The 14,678-nt window shown below is 43.2% G+C and carries 17 protein-coding genes; 2 read left to right on the forward strand and 15 right to left on the reverse strand.

Annotated features, from left to right (window positions below):
- Window positions 1–3 precede the first annotated feature (3 nt).
- The 6 genes from JWQ85_RS02740 to JWQ85_RS02765 form a co-directional block, all read right to left on the reverse strand.
- Complete coding sequence (locus tag JWQ85_RS02740; RefSeq protein WP_299463562.1) at window positions 4–909, reverse strand: ABC transporter ATP-binding protein; 906 nt, start codon at window positions 907–909, stop codon at window positions 4–6.
- Between the two features lie 151 nt (window positions 910–1,060).
- On the reverse strand, window positions 1,061–2,224 hold the full coding sequence (gene dnaJ, locus JWQ85_RS02745; RefSeq protein WP_299463565.1) for a molecular chaperone DnaJ: 1,164 nt from the start codon (window positions 2,222–2,224) through the stop codon (window positions 1,061–1,063).
- 141 nt (window positions 2,225–2,365) lie between these two features.
- Window positions 2,366–2,941 carry a nucleotide exchange factor GrpE gene (locus JWQ85_RS02750; RefSeq protein ID WP_299463568.1) on the reverse strand — a complete coding sequence of 192 codons (576 nt, stop codon included), beginning with the start codon at window positions 2,939–2,941 and terminating at the stop codon, window positions 2,366–2,368.
- Window positions 2,942–3,143: 202 nt separating this feature from the next.
- Window positions 3,144–3,827 carry a cell division ATP-binding protein FtsE gene (locus tag JWQ85_RS02755; RefSeq protein WP_299463571.1) on the reverse strand — a complete coding sequence of 228 codons (684 nt, stop codon included), beginning with the start codon at window positions 3,825–3,827 and terminating at the stop codon, window positions 3,144–3,146.
- A 5-nt stretch (window positions 3,828–3,832) separates the two neighbouring features.
- The gene (locus JWQ85_RS02760) at window positions 3,833–4,036 is read right to left on the reverse strand and encodes a fructose-6-phosphate aldolase (RefSeq protein ID WP_256538676.1); all 204 of its coding nucleotides are present in this window, start codon (window positions 4,034–4,036) and stop codon (window positions 3,833–3,835) included.
- Between the two features lie 95 nt (window positions 4,037–4,131).
- The gene (locus JWQ85_RS02765; RefSeq protein WP_299463580.1) at window positions 4,132–5,154 is read right to left on the reverse strand and encodes an acyl-CoA reductase; all 1,023 of its coding nucleotides are present in this window, start codon (window positions 5,152–5,154) and stop codon (window positions 4,132–4,134) included.
- 102 nt (window positions 5,155–5,256) lie between these two features.
- Between JWQ85_RS02765 and JWQ85_RS02770 the strand changes: the two genes are divergently transcribed.
- Window positions 5,257–5,610, forward strand: coding sequence for a 4Fe-4S dicluster domain-containing protein (locus JWQ85_RS02770; protein ID WP_067061870.1), 354 nt, complete (start codon window positions 5,257–5,259; stop codon window positions 5,608–5,610).
- A gap of 106 nt (window positions 5,611–5,716) precedes the next feature.
- Entirely contained in the window at window positions 5,717–6,478 is a 762-nt protein-coding gene (locus JWQ85_RS02775) for a C40 family peptidase (RefSeq protein ID WP_299463593.1), read from the forward strand.
- Here the strand turns inward: JWQ85_RS02775 and JWQ85_RS02780 are convergent.
- The 9 genes from JWQ85_RS02780 to hisG all read right to left on the reverse strand — a co-directional run.
- Window positions 6,462–7,376 carry a WD40 repeat domain-containing protein gene (locus JWQ85_RS02780; protein WP_299463596.1) on the reverse strand — a complete coding sequence of 305 codons (915 nt, stop codon included), beginning with the start codon at window positions 7,374–7,376 and terminating at the stop codon, window positions 6,462–6,464. The two genes, JWQ85_RS02775 and JWQ85_RS02780, sit on opposite strands and share 17 nt — an antisense overlap.
- Window positions 7,377–7,462: 86 nt before the next feature.
- On the reverse strand, window positions 7,463–8,050 hold the full coding sequence (hisIE, locus tag JWQ85_RS02785; protein ID WP_299463599.1) for a bifunctional phosphoribosyl-AMP cyclohydrolase/phosphoribosyl-ATP diphosphatase HisIE: 588 nt from the start codon (window positions 8,048–8,050) through the stop codon (window positions 7,463–7,465).
- 154 nt (window positions 8,051–8,204) lie between these two features.
- Complete coding sequence (hisF, locus tag JWQ85_RS02790) at window positions 8,205–8,960, reverse strand: imidazole glycerol phosphate synthase subunit HisF (RefSeq protein ID WP_299463602.1); 756 nt, start codon at window positions 8,958–8,960, stop codon at window positions 8,205–8,207.
- A gap of 120 nt (window positions 8,961–9,080) precedes the next feature.
- Window positions 9,081–9,830: a 1-(5-phosphoribosyl)-5-[(5-phosphoribosylamino)methylideneamino] imidazole-4-carboxamide isomerase gene (locus tag JWQ85_RS02795; RefSeq protein WP_299463605.1), complete on the reverse strand. Its 750-nt coding sequence runs from the start codon at window positions 9,828–9,830 to the stop codon at window positions 9,081–9,083.
- Window positions 9,831–9,833: 3 nt separating this feature from the next.
- Window positions 9,834–10,424, reverse strand: coding sequence for an imidazole glycerol phosphate synthase subunit HisH (gene hisH / locus JWQ85_RS02800; protein WP_299463608.1), 591 nt, complete (start codon window positions 10,422–10,424; stop codon window positions 9,834–9,836).
- Window positions 10,425–10,501: 77 nt separating this feature from the next.
- On the reverse strand, window positions 10,502–11,644 hold the full coding sequence (hisB, locus tag JWQ85_RS02805; RefSeq protein WP_299463611.1) for a bifunctional histidinol-phosphatase/imidazoleglycerol-phosphate dehydratase HisB: 1,143 nt from the start codon (window positions 11,642–11,644) through the stop codon (window positions 10,502–10,504).
- Window positions 11,644–12,690 carry a histidinol-phosphate transaminase gene (gene hisC / locus JWQ85_RS02810; RefSeq protein ID WP_299463614.1) on the reverse strand — a complete coding sequence of 349 codons (1,047 nt, stop codon included), beginning with the start codon at window positions 12,688–12,690 and terminating at the stop codon, window positions 11,644–11,646. Before hisC ends, hisB begins: the two co-directional genes overlap by 1 nt.
- Window positions 12,691–12,816: 126 nt before the next feature.
- Window positions 12,817–14,106, reverse strand: coding sequence for a histidinol dehydrogenase (hisD, locus tag JWQ85_RS02815; protein ID WP_299463617.1), 1,290 nt, complete (start codon window positions 14,104–14,106; stop codon window positions 12,817–12,819).
- Window positions 14,107–14,190: 84 nt separating this feature from the next.
- A partial coding sequence (gene hisG, locus JWQ85_RS02820; protein WP_367186176.1) for an ATP phosphoribosyltransferase occupies window positions 14,191–14,678 on the reverse strand: 488 nt, incomplete at its 5' end.

Here is a 14,678-nt window from a genome sequence, read left to right on the forward strand (position 1 = left end):
GGCTTAGGCTATTAGGTTTACTTTTTCAATGAAGATCTCGTTCATGCTGGGTATTACTTCCTGCAACATGTTGATCTTTGTTTTAGGGATAAGATACTGCAGCACATCATTAGCTGAGGTACTGCTTAGCTTAATTTTAATGATGTTGCTGCTGTCTTCGCCTACTATCTCGCTAAGCACTTCGAAAGGCTGTGAGCCGTCGAAAGTTAGCTGTTCGCCGGTGTATTCTACCAGGTAGGTTTCGTTCTTGTAAGAGTTGCGAATATGCTTAACGCGGCCATCCAGTATCTTACGCGATTTATGGATGAGGGCGATAGAATCGCAAAGCTCCTCAACAGATTCCATGCGGTGGGTAGAGAAAAGGATGGTAGCGCCATTGCGGTTTAGTTCCAGTATCTCATCTTTTATCAGCTCGGCATTTACCGGGTCAAATCCGCTGAAGGGTTCATCAAGGATGATCAGATCGGGCTCATGTAAAACGGTAGCTACAAACTGTGCCTTTTGCTGCATCCCTTTTGATAGCTCTTCAATTTTTTTCTTCCACCAGGTTTCCATATCCAGTTTTTTGAACCAGTGTTTTAACCTTGTGGTGGCCTCGTCGCGGGTTAGGCCTTTTAGGCGGGCCAGGTATATCATTTGCTCGCCTATCTCCATCTTTTTGTACAGGCCGCGTTCTTCGGGCAGGTAACCAATACGCTCAATGTGCGATTGATTAAGCTTATGCCCGTTGAAGTAAACTTCGCCAGAATCGGGGGCTGTTATTTGGTTAATAATACGGATGAGTGAGGTTTTACCGGCGCCATTTGGGCCAAGCAGGCCAAATATTTTACCGCTTTCTACTTCAAGGCTCACATCGTCTAACGCCCGGTGACCGGCGTATTGTTTAACAATGTTGCGAATGCTTAGCATATCAGGATTTAGTTTTATGCTAAATTAGATATAAGCGCGAATGTATTGTTACAAATAATTCTTTGTGGGATAACGGAGTTATATGGTAATCAAATACTAACAAAAAAGCCCCGCATAATGCAGGGCTTTCAATTATCTTCTGATATTACAGTTATTCAAAATATTCCTTCATCCGTTCAAAAAAGCTTTTTTCGTTTTTGCCCGGGTTGGGTTTAAAGTTAGGGGAACCTTGCAGTTTCTCTAATGCTTCGCGTTCTTCGCGGCTTAGGGCTTTTGGTGTCCAAATGTTGATGTGTATCAGTTGGTCGCCACGGTGGTAAGAGTTTACCTCCGGTACGCCTTTACCTTTTAAACGCAGTATTTTACCACCCTGTGTGCCCGGCTCAATCTTTATTTTGGCCTTGCCATCAATAGTTGGTATTTCAACGCTGGTACCTAAAGCGGCATCAACAAAGTTGATATGCAGATCGTATATCACATTATTACCATCGCGTTTTAATGTTTCGTGAGGAATCTCTTCAATCAGGATGATCAAATCGCCCGGTACACCACCACGTGGGGCAGCATTACCTTTACCGCTCATGCTTAACTGCATGCCTTCGCTTACACCTGCCGGAACGTTTATGGTAATAGTTTCCTCGCCGCGTACAACACCATCGCCGTGGCAAACATTACATTTTGAGGTAATAACAGAACCTTCGCCATTACAGGTAGGGCAGGTGCTGGTTGTTTGCATCTGGCCTAAAATAGTATTGGTTACCCTACGTACAGAACCCGCGCCACCGCAGGTTTTACAAGTTTGGAAAGATGATTTATCCTTAGCGCCTGTGCCATCGCAAGTGTTACAAAGTATCTGTTTGTTTACTTTTATTTTCTTTTCGGCGCCGTTTGCAATTTCTTCAAGCGATAATCTTACTTTGATACGCAAGTTACTGCCACGTGCTACCCTGCGGCCACCACCCTGACGGCCACCACCACCACCAAAGAAACCTTCGAACGGACTACCACCGCCAAATATATCGCCAAACTGGCTGAATATGTCGTCCATATTCATGCTGCCGCCACCATAACCACCGCCATTTGCAGAGCCTGCATTAGCCGCATGGCCAAACTGGTTGTAACGCTGGCGTTTTTCGGGGTTGCTTAAAACCTCGTAGGCTTCGGCAGCTTCCTTAAATTTTTCTTCAGCAGCTTTATCACCTTCGTTTTTATCCGGGTGATATTTAATAGCCATTTTACGATACGCCTTCTTTATCTCATCGGCATCTGCGCCTTTGCTAATCCCCAGCACATCGTAATAATCTCTCTTAGCCATTTTTTTAATTATTGAATTATTGAATTAGGAATTTATGATTAATTCATACATCACTAACTCTAAGTATCTATGTTAAATTAAGAAGAGATTTACTAAAACCGACTGACACTAATTCAGTCATTCAATAAATCACTAATTGTGTTATGCTCCTACAATTACCTTGGCAAAACGCACCACTTTATCGTTAAGTTCATAGCCTTTTTCCATTTCATCAACTACTTTGCCCTTCATATCATCAGTTGGGGCAGGTATGCTGGTAATAGCCTCATGCAAATCAGGGTCGAACGTGGTTCCTATTGATTGCATTTCTTTTAAACCCTTTTGGGTAAGTATGTTTTTTAGCTTGTGCTGTATTAACGCCACGCCTTCTTTAACCGGTATTACATCAGTAACGGTATCCATTGAGCGTAAAGCACGTTCAAAATCATCCAGTACAGGCAGTAAGGCAACAATTACATCTTTACCCTCAGTTTTTCTGGCGTCTTCACGTTCTTTGATGGTCCTGCGGCGAAAGTTATCAAACTCGGCATACAGTCTTAAATATTTATCGTTAGCTTGTGATAGCTCTTCTTTAAATTTTTCTTCGGCGGTAGGGGCGTTTTCAGCTTCGGCAGTTTCAATAGCTTGTTCTGTACCGTCAACCTGTCCGCTTTCATTTGTCATTTCCGCGGTATTTTTAGCGGTTTCTGAATTTCCTTTATTTTTTTTCTTTAGCATGTCATTAAAATTCATAGCAAATAGTGCTAATCAAGTATCCTGCCATCGGGTTAAACCCGACAACGTGTCAGTAGTCAATAAAATATTCGGTTAAGTTTGCAGGTGTGAATTAAGTTGGCAGTGATCAGTTGGCAGTTTGCATGTTAAAACTGCAAATTGCACACCGCCTACTGCGAACCGGGCAAAGCCCACTGCAAACTGTCTACGCTATCTGTACATCTTCTAACACCTTACCGTTCTCGCATTTAATAATACGCGATGGAAAGGTGCGGATGATGTGATAATCGTGTGTGGCAACAACTACGGCGGTGCCTCCCTGGCTTATTTGTTTTAAGAGCAAAACTATCTCTTCAGATGTATCGGGGTCAAGGTTACCCGTAGGCTCATCGGCCAAAATAATTTCGGGATTATTAAGCAAAGCACGGGCAATAACCACACGCTGCTGCTCGCCGCCTGATAGCTCATGCGGCATTTTTTTTAGTTTAGAGCGCAGGCCAACTTTCTCCAATACGTCCAGTATACGGTCGGCTATTTGTTTTTTGTCGTCCCAGCCGGTGGCGCGCATTACAAATTGCAGGTTTTGCTCAACAGATCTATCGGTAAGTAATTGAAAATCCTGGAAAACTATACCCAGCTTACGGCGTAAATAGGGTACATCTTTAGTTGCCAGTTTGCTTAGTTCGTATCCGCAGGCGTGGCCGGTACCGCTGGCAATACTTAAATCGCCATAAATAACTTTTAGTAAACTGCTTTTACCAGACCCTGTTTGGCCAATAAGCCATACAAAATCGCCTTTATCAATATGCAGGTTTACGTTTGATAAAACCAGGTGTTTTTGCTGAAAAATATCAACGTTATTTAGTTTTATAATAGAGTTTCCAATCATCTTATTTACAGCTCTAATTTTAATATTTTACCAAAGGGCAGGTCTTTAATAACGCCCATAATGTATTCGTACTTATCAGTAAGGCCAACCTTTTCTAATGATTTTTCGGGCCTATCCACCCTGAAATATGCCAATAGGGTAAATTTGTCATCCCTTAACTGCACGTAATCGGGTATTTTGGCAACGCCTTTTACTTTTATAATGTACATTTTGTTGAGTTTAAAGTAGAAGGTTTAAAGTTAAAAGACACTTTGAACTTTAAACTTTTAGCTTTTAACTTACTTCCCCCAAAGGTATTGTAATTTTAAAGATTTGACAAGAATTCCATTGTATCTACCCCATCAGCATAATCCCATAATTGCGGGTACTGGCTCTGGCCAAAATTAACCACCTGGTTTTGCGTTTGCAGCGGCGCTGTAGTAACAATGCATTGCAGGTTTTCGCTTTGTTCCTGGAGCATATTTTGTGCCGATTGAAGATCGGTATATGTTTCGTAGTACATACAAGCCAGGGGCGATGTTAAACGGGTATCCTGTTTTAATAGTAAAAAGCCGTTATCCAAATGCTCATCGCGGTTTACCAGGTAAATAGATTTGTTATAATCGTAATTGTTATTGTATTTGTGATGGTTAATAATAGGGGCAAAATGTTCTATCGATTCAAAAAAGAAATTGAAAACATACCCCTCGGGAACCAGTAACTTAGATACATTGCGGCAACCTAAACCGTAATAATCAAAAATATCGTGCCCTAACGCGCTCAGTTGTTCGGCGCTTTCATTACCGGTAAGCAGCGCGATACTGTTGCGGTTTTTGCGGATAATATTAGGCACTTTGCCAAAATAATACTCAAAATAACGCGATGTGTTGTTACTACCCGTGGCTATTATGGCATCAAAGTTTTCCAGCCTTTCTACGAAACTAAATTTATCAGCGTAAGAATTATCTATCTCAACCAATTTATTTAGCACATATTTTATAAGGCGGGCATCTTGCGACGATACTTTTATAAGCGCGTGATTACCCGTTACCAATACACAAAGCACATCATGAAACCCCACCAGCGGGATATTCCCGGCAAGCACTAAACCAACCTTTTTATTGGCACCCTGCACTATATTGTATTTTTTTAGCCATTTTTCCAGGTCGACTTTGTTGAGCATTTGGCCGGTTGCTTTAACCGCGTTTAATACACTTTCGGGAGTGAACCAGGCGTTGTACTGTCGCTCGGTTTCAATGATCTCCATTAGCTGTGCATTGGGTGTGGCAAGGTGTTTGCCCAGTTCTGAAAATGTATTTACTGTATCTGTAATATTAAATTTTGACATATATATGTTAACGGGGTAAACCCTTAAAGCCTTTTTTTGTTATATTTGCGTTGCCCAATTATAGGGCAAAGGTAACTTAGAATATAAGAATATTTAAATAATATGGCGATTATAATCACCGATGAATGCATAAACTGCGGGGCCTGCGAACCAGAGTGCCCTAATAATGCTATTTATGATGCGGGTGCTGCCTGGCGTTTTTCAGATGGTACAGATTTAAAAGGGGTAATTGATTTTGGTGATGGTAATACTTTAAATGCAGAAGAAGCACAGGCTGCTTTATCTGATGATATTTATTACATAGTGCCCGATAAATGTACCGAGTGTGTTGGTTTTCATGACGAACCACAATGTGCTGCTGTTTGCCCGGTAGATTGCTGTGTGGACGATGAAGACGTACGCGAAACCGAAGAAGAGCTGCATGCCAAAAAAGATTGGTTGCACCAAAATGGATAGTTAAAAAAACTCATAAAAAAGGGGGGAGCAGATAATGCTTTCCCCTTTTTTATTTGCAAAACTTTATTACTTAATTTAACGTATTAATACTCTGTGATTTTAAACTATGGAATACGGAATTTGTAATTTGGCCGTGGTACCCCTAAGGGCAGAGCCAAGCGACCGCAGTGAAATGGTATCGCAGGTTTTATTTGGTGAGTCATTCGAAATTTTAGAATGGAAGGATAAGTGGGTCCAAATAACCACAGCGACAGATAATTATACGGGCTGGATAGACAGGCTGCAGCTTAGCATGCTCGGGCATCTGGCTTATAAACGTTTGTTGCAAACGCCGTCACCACTAACTTACAGGGCTATTACCCAAGCCTGGAAGATAAGTGATAACTCTATAATATACCTGCCTGCAGGTAGTTCGCTTGCTTTTTTGGAAGGGACAACAAGTTACATTGGTAATCAGAAATTTGAAATAATAGGCGAGATAGGCCAAACAGATACTATAACCAATATTGCCCAGTCTTTTTTAAATGTGCCTTATTTATGGGGAGGCCGTACTCATTTTGGCATTGATTGCTCTGGGTTTACACAGGCGGTTTATAGGTTACTCGGCATAACCTTGCGGCGCGATGCTTCCTTACAGGCTGAAGACGGCACACTAATAGATTCGGTACTGAAATCTAAATTGGGCGACCTTGCTTTTTTTGAAAGTTCAGAAGAACGTATTACCCATGTAGGCATTATATTAGGAAACGGAAAGATCATCCATGCATCAGGAAAAGTGAAGGTTGATTTTTTAGATGCCCAGGGTATTTATTCGGAAGAGTTAAAACGTTATACACACAAGCTTAAAGTTATTAAGCGGTATTGTTAAACGATACGTCCCAGATAATTACTTTTTTATCATCACCTGCCGATAGCAATTGGTTGCCGTTCCATGCCAGTTTATTGATGGATAGAACGTGGCTGGCGTAACCTTTTTCCCTGCTGATTATTTTGCGGAGCTTAAAATCTACAGCATCCCAAATTTTAATGCTTTTATCCATACTTGCCGTTGCAAAATAGGGTTGGGTAGGGTGGAAGAGGATATTGTTCACCGCGAATAAATGCGCGGGTATGTTTTGGATAAGCGAATAGGTTTTATTGTCCCAGATCTTTACTTGCGCATCGCGCGCGCCAGAAACAAGGTAATCACCCGTAGGGGAATATTGTAATGAGAATACCGACATGGTATGGCCAATAAGGGCCTTTATAGGACTATAATCTTCCAGGTCGTAAATCACTATACGGTTATCGCGGCAGCCAAAAGCAACCCTTTCTTCTGCGGGGTTTATGGTGATGCAACGCACGGTATCGTTTGATACCTTTATGCTGTGCACCAGTTCCAGCGTTTTTAAACTCCAAACAGATACGGTGCCATCTTCAGAGGCTATCAGTAATTCATCTTTTTTTGCAGATGACTTAATATCGAAAATAGGTTTAACGTGATGCCTTAAGCGATGTGTTATTTTCTGCTCGATGAAATTGAACACCAGCACTTCGCCGCTGCGCAAACCGGCAAACATGAGCGGGTAACCTGCCGGACAGTGAATAGCATAAATAGAAGCCATAACCGGGAACATCACCTTGATGAACGAGTTAGTTTCCAGGCTCCATTCAACCAGGCCCTTGTCATTACCGCCACTAAATAATATGCCCGGCTTTTGCGAAAGCTCCAGGCTAAATATGGGGTTACTGTGGCCGGTTAATTCTGCTATTTTTTGTACTTCCATTTCAGTTTGCAGTAGGCGGTGCCCAGTTTGCAGCAGGCAGTTATCAGTTCGCAGTATTACGCTGCTAACTGATAACTGCCAACTTTCTATTGATGTCTTTCCTCTAAATTTTTTGCAATGCGCTCCAAATTTAAACCTTTTTCGCGGAGCAGTACCAGCAGGTGAAAAACAAGATCTGATGATTCGTTTACCAGGTCAATTTCTGTTTCGGCTAAAGCTGCTATTACTGTTTCAACACCTTCTTCACCAACTTTTTGGGCTATTTTGTTAAGGCCTTTGTTGCGAAGTTTGTTCACGTATGAACCTTCAACCGGATTTTCGTACCTATCGGCAATAATGTTTTCTAACTGCAGTATAAAGTTTTGATTGTAGTCTGTTTTAAAACAACTGCGCGAACCGGTGTGGCAGGTGGGGCCATCGGCTTTAACTTTTATCAGCAGGGTATCGTTATCGCAATCTATATGCATGCTTTTTACATGCAGAAAGTTTTGGCTGGTTTCGCCTTTGGTCCACAGGCGGTTCTTGGAGCGGGAAAAGAAAGTAACTACATTTTCCTGCATGGTTTTATCGTATGCTTCCTGGTTCATATAACCCAGCATCAATACCTCAAGCGTTTGCTCGTCCTGTATAATAACCGGTACTAAACCGTCTGTTTTGTTAAAGTCGATATTCATTGTTCTGTTCATTAGTTGGCGGTGGGGACACCGCCAACGTGTATTTTAAAGCCCCCTCTTGAGAGGGGGCGGGGAAGGTTGTGCGTCGGCAGGGGTGTGTTAATTAAACAGCGAACACACCCCCTTAACCCCTCTCAAGAGGGGAACCAGACTATTAAACCCTCACCTCAATATTATTCTCTCTTAAAACCGATTTCAGATCGGGTATCAATATTTCACCGTAGTGAAACACCGAAGCTGCCAGTGCGGCATCTACATTTGTTTGCTGAAATACATCAACAAAATGCTGTACCGAACCTGCACCACCCGATGCTATTACCGGGATGTTCACCGTATCGTTCACTAATTTAAGCAAACCGTTATCAAACCCCCCCTTTGTGCCATCATGATCCATAGAGGTAAGCAATATCTCACCTGCGCCACGGCTTTCGGCTTCAATTATCCAATCCAGTGTTTGCTTTTCTGTTGGCAACCGGCCGCCATTAAGGTGTACAATGTTTTTATCGCCGATAACCCTTGTATCAACCGCTATCACCACAAACTGCACTCCGAAAGCCCGGGCCAGTTCATCTATCAAAGCCGGATTACGCACCGCCGCCGAGTTGATGGAAATTTTATCCGCACCGGCATTAAGCAGGGCATCTGCATCGGCAATTTCGTTAATGCCACCACCAATAGTGAAGGGTATGTTTATTTGCCTTGCCACAGCTTTTACAAGCTCTACCATAGTTTTGCGGCGTTCCACGGTAGCTGTAATATCCAGAAATACTAATTCATCAGCGCCTTGCTGAGAATAGTTCCAGGCCAGTTCTACCGGGTCGCCGGCATCGCGCAGGTCAACGAAGTTCACACCTTTTACAGTGCGGCCATCTTTAACGTCGAGGCAGGGGATAATTCTTTTAGCTAACATGTATATTTTGAAGCGTCATTGCGAGGTACGAAGCAATCTCTTCACATGCTAAGCAGCGATGCAAAGTCTGGAGATTGCTTCGTACCTCGCAATGACGGGTTTTGTTTAAGTGGCCGGGGGTTAAATGGACATTAAGCTTTCTAAATTCCAGTTTTTAATTTCTTCAATGCTGATATGGTCTTCGTAAATGGCTTTACCTACTACGCAGGCTTCAACCTTTATTTTACTAAGCTGTTCAATATCATCCATAGAGCTTACACCGCCCGATGCTATCAGTTTGATAAATGGCGAATGATCAAGCAGTTTGCTGTACAGTTCTACACCTGCGCCGCCTAATTTGCCGTCTTTATTAATATCGGTACAAAGGAAACGGAAGAAACCCAGCGCCAGGCACTTGTCCACATAATCCATCAGTTTAATGGGTGAACTCTCCATCCAGCCGGAGTATTTGATCACCTCGTCAAGCACGTCAATAGCAATAACCACCTGGTCGCTACATTTATCGCGGCCGCAAACCTCTTTGCTAAGGTCTTCCAAAAAGCTTGGATTAGTAATGGCTTGCGTGCCCACAATAACGCGGTGAACGCCGGCATCTATCAGCTCTTTAACCTTATCAATGCTGCGGATACCGCCACCATATTGCACTTGCATATCGGTTTTGCGGATCACATCAAATAGGTATTGCTGGTTGCTAAAGTCGTTTTTAGCGCCGTTAAGGTCAATTATATGGATGAAATTTGTACCGTTTGATTGGTACCTTTCAATCATTTCCTCAAGTGTAACGTCGTACTCTGTAACCTGCTTGTAGTCGCCCTCGCGCAGGCGCACAACCTTTTTATTTAGAATATCAATGGCAGGAATAATATACATGATTTAAATATTTGAGAAGTTTCTTAATAATGTTTCGCCATACGTACCTGACTTTTCGGGGTGAAATTGCACACCGTAGAAGTTACCATGCCAAATTGATGCCGAAAATTTATTTATGTAACTGGTTGACGATAAAGTGTATAATTGGTCGTACTCAATAAAGTATGAATGTACAAAGTAAAAATGTGATCCGGCAGGTATATTTTCAAATAATGGGTTTTCCTTTTCGGGGAAAACCTGGTTCCAGCCGGTATGCGGCACCTTAAAAGAGCCATCACTTGTAAATTTGAGGGTTTTTATAGGAAATAGGTTCAGCAAATTGGCATCACCTTCTTCGCTATGAGAGGTAAGCAATTGCATCCCCACACAAATACCCAGGGTAGGTTTGTTAAGCGATTTTATTTTTGGCACCAGCCCGGTTTGTTCCAGTTTGTTCATAGCCGCGCCCGCATGCCCAACACCCGGTATAATATAACGGTCGAACTGTTCAAAATCGGCTTCGGTATTTACCATGCCATAGGCAATTCCCAACCGCTCTAAAGCAGCAGTAAGTGAGAAGATGTTCCCGGCGCCGTATCGTATAATGCCAATCATTCAGTTTGCAGTTTATAGTTGGCAGTTTGCAGGCAACTTGCAATAGTGCAAACTGCTAACTTCAAACTGCCAACTCTTTACAAGAGTCCCTTAGTACTTGGTAAAACCATTTTGTTTACATCGCGCTTTACTGCCATTTTAATGGCTTTTGCAAAGGCTTTAAATATAGCTTCTATTTTGTGATGTTCGTTTTGTCCTTCGGCTTTTATGTTGAGGTTGCTTTTTGACGCATCGCTGAACGATTTAAAGAAGTGATAGAACATTTCTGTTGGTACATCACCCACTTTTTCGCGTTTAAAATCAGCTTCCCAAACAATCCAGTTACGTCCGCCAAAGTCAATAGCCGCCTGTGCAAGGCAGTCATCCATAGGCAGGCAAAAACCATAACGCTCAATACCCATTTTATTGCCTAAAGCCTTAGCAAAAACTTCGCCCAAAGCAATGCCGGTATCTTCAATAGTATGGTGCTCATCTATATGCAGATCGCCGTTGGCTATCACTTCCAGATCTATACCGCCATGACGGGCGATCTGATCAAGCATGTGGTCGAAAAAATGCAGGCCGGTTGATACTTTTGACTCTCCGGTTCCGTCAAGGTTTATTTTGATGTAGATATCGGTCTCTTTAGTTACACGACTGTGCTCGATAACACGTTCGCCCAGTTTTAAAAATTCGTAGATCTCCTGCCAGTCAATAGTTTGCAAGGCTACAACATCAGCAATATCAGTTTCTGTCTTAAATTCTTTGTCACCCAGGCCCGAGCTGTTGTTTAACCAAATAGCCTTTGCGCCCAGGTTTTTGGCCAGTAACACATCGTTTTTACGATCGCCAATGGTGAAGGAATTTTTCAGGTCGTATTTTGTCGTGTCCAGATACTGGGTTAGTAAACCAGTTGCCGGTTTACGGGTAGGGGCATTATCTGCAGGCCAGGTACGGTCAATAGCCTGATATGTAAAGTGTACGCCCTCGTTAGCAAATGTTTTAAGGATAAAGTTATGCACCGGGTAAAAAGTATCCTCTGGGTATGATGCCGTGCCTAAACCGTCCTGATTGGTTACCATTACCAGCTCATAATCCAGTTCGGCAGCAATTTTTGGCAGATACTGCAATGCGCCGGGGTAAAACTCCAGTTTTTCAAAAGAATCTATCTGCTCATCAGCGGGTTCGGTGATGAGGGTGCCATCGCGGTCAATAAAAAGTATTTTTTGCAGCTTGCTCATTATTTGTATTGCTGTAGGGTTTCTATCAATGTTTTGTTTTCGGCAGGGGTACCAATGGTAATACGCAGGCAACCCTCGCAAAGCTCTACTTTTGAGCGGTCGCGAATGATGATGCCGTGCTGCACTAAAAAGTCGTAAATAGCTTTGGCGTTGGTTGTTTTTACCAGGACGAAGTTGGCGTCAGACGGGTAAATATCCAGCACAAAATCAAAATCCTTTAAGGTTAAAACCAGTTTATCGCGCTGCTCTAAAGTTTCCTTTATCCACGCGTTTACCTGTGCCACATTGCCAAGCGCTTCAAGGGCCAGTAACTGCGAAGCTTCATTAACATTGTACGGTGGCTTCACTTTATTCATCACCTCAATAATTTCTTCGCTGGCGAAGGCCATACCCACACGCAAGCCGGCCAAGCCCCATGCTTTTGACAGGGTTTGCAGCACCACCAAATTGGCGTATTCTGTAAGCTCTTGTATAAAAGTTTTTTGGCGACTATAATTAATATACGCCTCATCAATCACCACAATGCCGTTAAAATTGGCCAGTAAGGTTTCAATATCATCACGGTTGATAGAATTACCGGTAGGGTTATTAGGCGAGCAGATGAAAATCAGTTTGGTGTTCTTATCTATAGCTTCGGCAATGCCTTCCAAGTTCAGTTGGTATTCTTCGGTTAGTAATACCTTGCGTGCTTCTACATCGTTAATGTTAGCCGATACCTGGTACATGCCGTAAGTAGGCGGAACGATGATCACATTATCTACCCCCGGGTTACAAAAACTACGGAACAGGATATCGATGGCTTCATCGCTGCCGTTACCCAAAAATATGTTACGAGCCGGTACACCTTTAATGGAGCTAAGGCGCAACTTTACCTGGTGCTGCATAGGGTCGGGGTAGCGGTTGTAAGCATTGCTTAACGGCGAACCGAACGCATTCTCATTCGCATCCAAAAACACGCTGGCCTCGCCCGTATACTCGTCCCGTGCGGAAGAGTAGGGCGTTAGGTTTTTAATGTTGTTACGTAGTATGGTATTTATATCAAACATTGTATTGTCTTATTTCGGCCCGTCATTGCGAGGTACGAAGCAATCTCTTTAAGCAAGTCCCTCATGCAGGCTGTTTAATTGTCCTAAAGAGATTGCTTCGTACCTCGCAATGACGCGTTTATTAATTTATTTACTCTGCATCCTTACACTCACCGCATTCCGGTGCGCGTGCAGGCCTTCCATTTCGGCCAGTATCTCTACCGATGGGCCTATATTTTGTATACCTTCTTCTGTTAAATGCTGAAAGGTTATTTTCTTTACAAACGAATCTACCGATACACCCGAATATGCCCTTGCATAACTGCTGGTAGGCAGGGTATGGTTGGTGCCTGATGCATAGTCGCCGGCGCTTTCTGGGGTTAAATTGCCCAGGAATACCGAACCAGCATTGATGATCTTATCTGTTATTTGTTTCCAGTTTTCCGTAGCTAAAATCAAGTGTTCCGGAGCGTACTGGTTGCTAAAATCCATCGCTTCATCCAAATTTTGAGTAACGATGGTGTACGAATTATCAAGCGCCTGCTTAGCAATCTCGGCACGGGGTAAAATCTGTAATTGTTTTTCAACCTCGGCTAATGTTGCCTGAGCGATGCTTTCTGATGTACAAACCAGTATCGACTGACTATCAATCCCATGCTCGGCCTGTGCCAGCAAATCGGCAGCTACGTAGGCCGGTTTCGCGGTTCTATCCGCAATAACCAAAACTTCTGACGGGCCAGCGGGCATATCAATAGCGGTGGTAGTGGTTGACTGGATTATAGTTTTGGCCTTGGTTACAAACTGGTTGCCCGGTCCAAATATCTTATCAACCTTAGTAATGGTGTCTGTGCCGTAAGCCATGGCTGCTATAGCTTGTGAACCACCTGCTAAGTACACTTTATTGATACCCAGCATTAAGGCAACGTATGCTATAAATGCATTTACTTTACCGTTTTTTTGTGGAGGAGAACAAACAACAATTTCGCTGCAGCCTGCAATGCGTGCCGGTATACCCAGCATTAAAAAGGTAGATGGCAATACGGCTGTACCGCCCGGAATATAGAGCCCCACTTTTTCAATGGCCCTTAATTCGCGCCAGCAGGTTACGCCGGGCATGGTTTCTACCTTATCCTCGGGTTTAATTTGTGCTTTATGAAACTTGTAGATGTTGGAATAAGCAATTTGCAAAGCCTCCTGCTGCTCGGCAGATACGGCGGCGGCAATTTCTGTCAGCTCGGCTTTATCCAGGTAAAGTTTGGTTAGCTCAACTTTATCAAACTTGTAGGCATAATCGTACAGGGCACGGTCGCCATTTTGTTTAACATGCGCTATTACATCCTCAACCAAATCGCGTATCTCATTCGCCGGGTCAACGTTGCGTTGTACCAGGCGGGAAATATCCATAGCGCTTAAATCTGAATAATTGAAAATCTCCATGTCAGTTGGCAGTTATCAGTTGGCAGTTGGCTTGGTTTAAGATGCATCGATGCTATCTGCAAACCGCCCACCGCAAACTGTATACTATAATATTATCTTCTCTATCGGCATTACTACAATACCTTGCGCGCCTGCTTGCTTCAGCTGGCTTATCCTGTCCCAAAAATCGCGCTCGGGGATTACAGTGTGTACCGCCACCCAGCCTTCTTCGGCCAATGGCACTACCGACGGGCTTTTTACACCCGGCAATAGTTTCAGTATTTCAGTCAGGCTATCGCTCGGCGCGTTTAGTACTACGTATTTGGTTTCTTTGGCACGCAATACCGATTGGATCCGTTGGATCAGTTCCTGTACCAAAAGTTCGTTCTCGCTGCCCTTGCGGCCTATCAGTACCGCCTCGCTGCTCATTACATCGCCGAAAGGTTTCAGTCCGTTGCTTTTTAAGGTGCCGCCGGTTGATACCAGATCACATATGGCATCGCTCAAACCTAAACCCGGTGAAATTTCAACCGAACCGGATATTGTGCGAATATCAGACGTAATACCCTGTGCTTTTAAGTATTTACCTAATA

The sequence above is a fragment of the Mucilaginibacter sp. genome (assembly GCF_028288105.1).
GTDB lineage: Bacteria > Bacteroidota > Bacteroidia > Sphingobacteriales > Sphingobacteriaceae > Mucilaginibacter.

What these genes read in the sequence shown, in the direction of transcription:
- JWQ85_RS02740 (WP_299463562.1), bottom strand. Translation starts at nt 909, where the DNA reads ATGCTAAGCATTCGCAACATTGTTAAACAATACGCCGGTCACCGGGCG.
- dnaJ (WP_299463565.1), bottom strand. Translation starts at nt 2,224, where the DNA reads ATGGCTAAGAGAGATTATTACGATGTGCTGGGGATTAGCAAAGGCGCA.
- JWQ85_RS02750 (WP_299463568.1), bottom strand. Translation starts at nt 2,941, where the DNA reads ATGCTAAAGAAAAAAAATAAAGGAAATTCAGAAACCGCTAAAAATACC.
- JWQ85_RS02755 (WP_299463571.1), bottom strand. Translation starts at nt 3,827, where the DNA reads ATGATTGGAAACTCTATTATAAAACTAAATAACGTTGATATTTTTCAG.
- JWQ85_RS02760 (WP_256538676.1), bottom strand. Translation starts at nt 4,036, where the DNA reads ATGTACATTATAAAAGTAAAAGGCGTTGCCAAAATACCCGATTACGTG.
- JWQ85_RS02765 (WP_299463580.1), bottom strand. Translation starts at nt 5,154, where the DNA reads ATGTCAAAATTTAATATTACAGATACAGTAAATACATTTTCAGAACTG.
- JWQ85_RS02770 (WP_067061870.1), top strand. Translation starts at nt 5,257, where the DNA reads ATGGCGATTATAATCACCGATGAATGCATAAACTGCGGGGCCTGCGAA.
- JWQ85_RS02775 (WP_299463593.1), top strand. Translation starts at nt 5,717, where the DNA reads ATGGAATACGGAATTTGTAATTTGGCCGTGGTACCCCTAAGGGCAGAG.
- JWQ85_RS02780 (WP_299463596.1), bottom strand. Translation starts at nt 7,376, where the DNA reads ATGGAAGTACAAAAAATAGCAGAATTAACCGGCCACAGTAACCCCATA.
- hisIE (WP_299463599.1), bottom strand. Translation starts at nt 8,050, where the DNA reads ATGAATATCGACTTTAACAAAACAGACGGTTTAGTACCGGTTATTATA.
- hisF (WP_299463602.1), bottom strand. Translation starts at nt 8,960, where the DNA reads ATGTTAGCTAAAAGAATTATCCCCTGCCTCGACGTTAAAGATGGCCGC.
- JWQ85_RS02795 (WP_299463605.1), bottom strand. Translation starts at nt 9,830, where the DNA reads ATGTATATTATTCCTGCCATTGATATTCTAAATAAAAAGGTTGTGCGC.
- hisH (WP_299463608.1), bottom strand. Translation starts at nt 10,424, where the DNA reads ATGATTGGCATTATACGATACGGCGCCGGGAACATCTTCTCACTTACT.
- hisB (WP_299463611.1), bottom strand. Translation starts at nt 11,644, where the DNA reads ATGAGCAAGCTGCAAAAAATACTTTTTATTGACCGCGATGGCACCCTC.
- hisC (WP_299463614.1), bottom strand. Translation starts at nt 12,690, where the DNA reads ATGTTTGATATAAATACCATACTACGTAACAACATTAAAAACCTAACG.
- hisD (WP_299463617.1), bottom strand. Translation starts at nt 14,106, where the DNA reads ATGGAGATTTTCAATTATTCAGATTTAAGCGCTATGGATATTTCCCGC.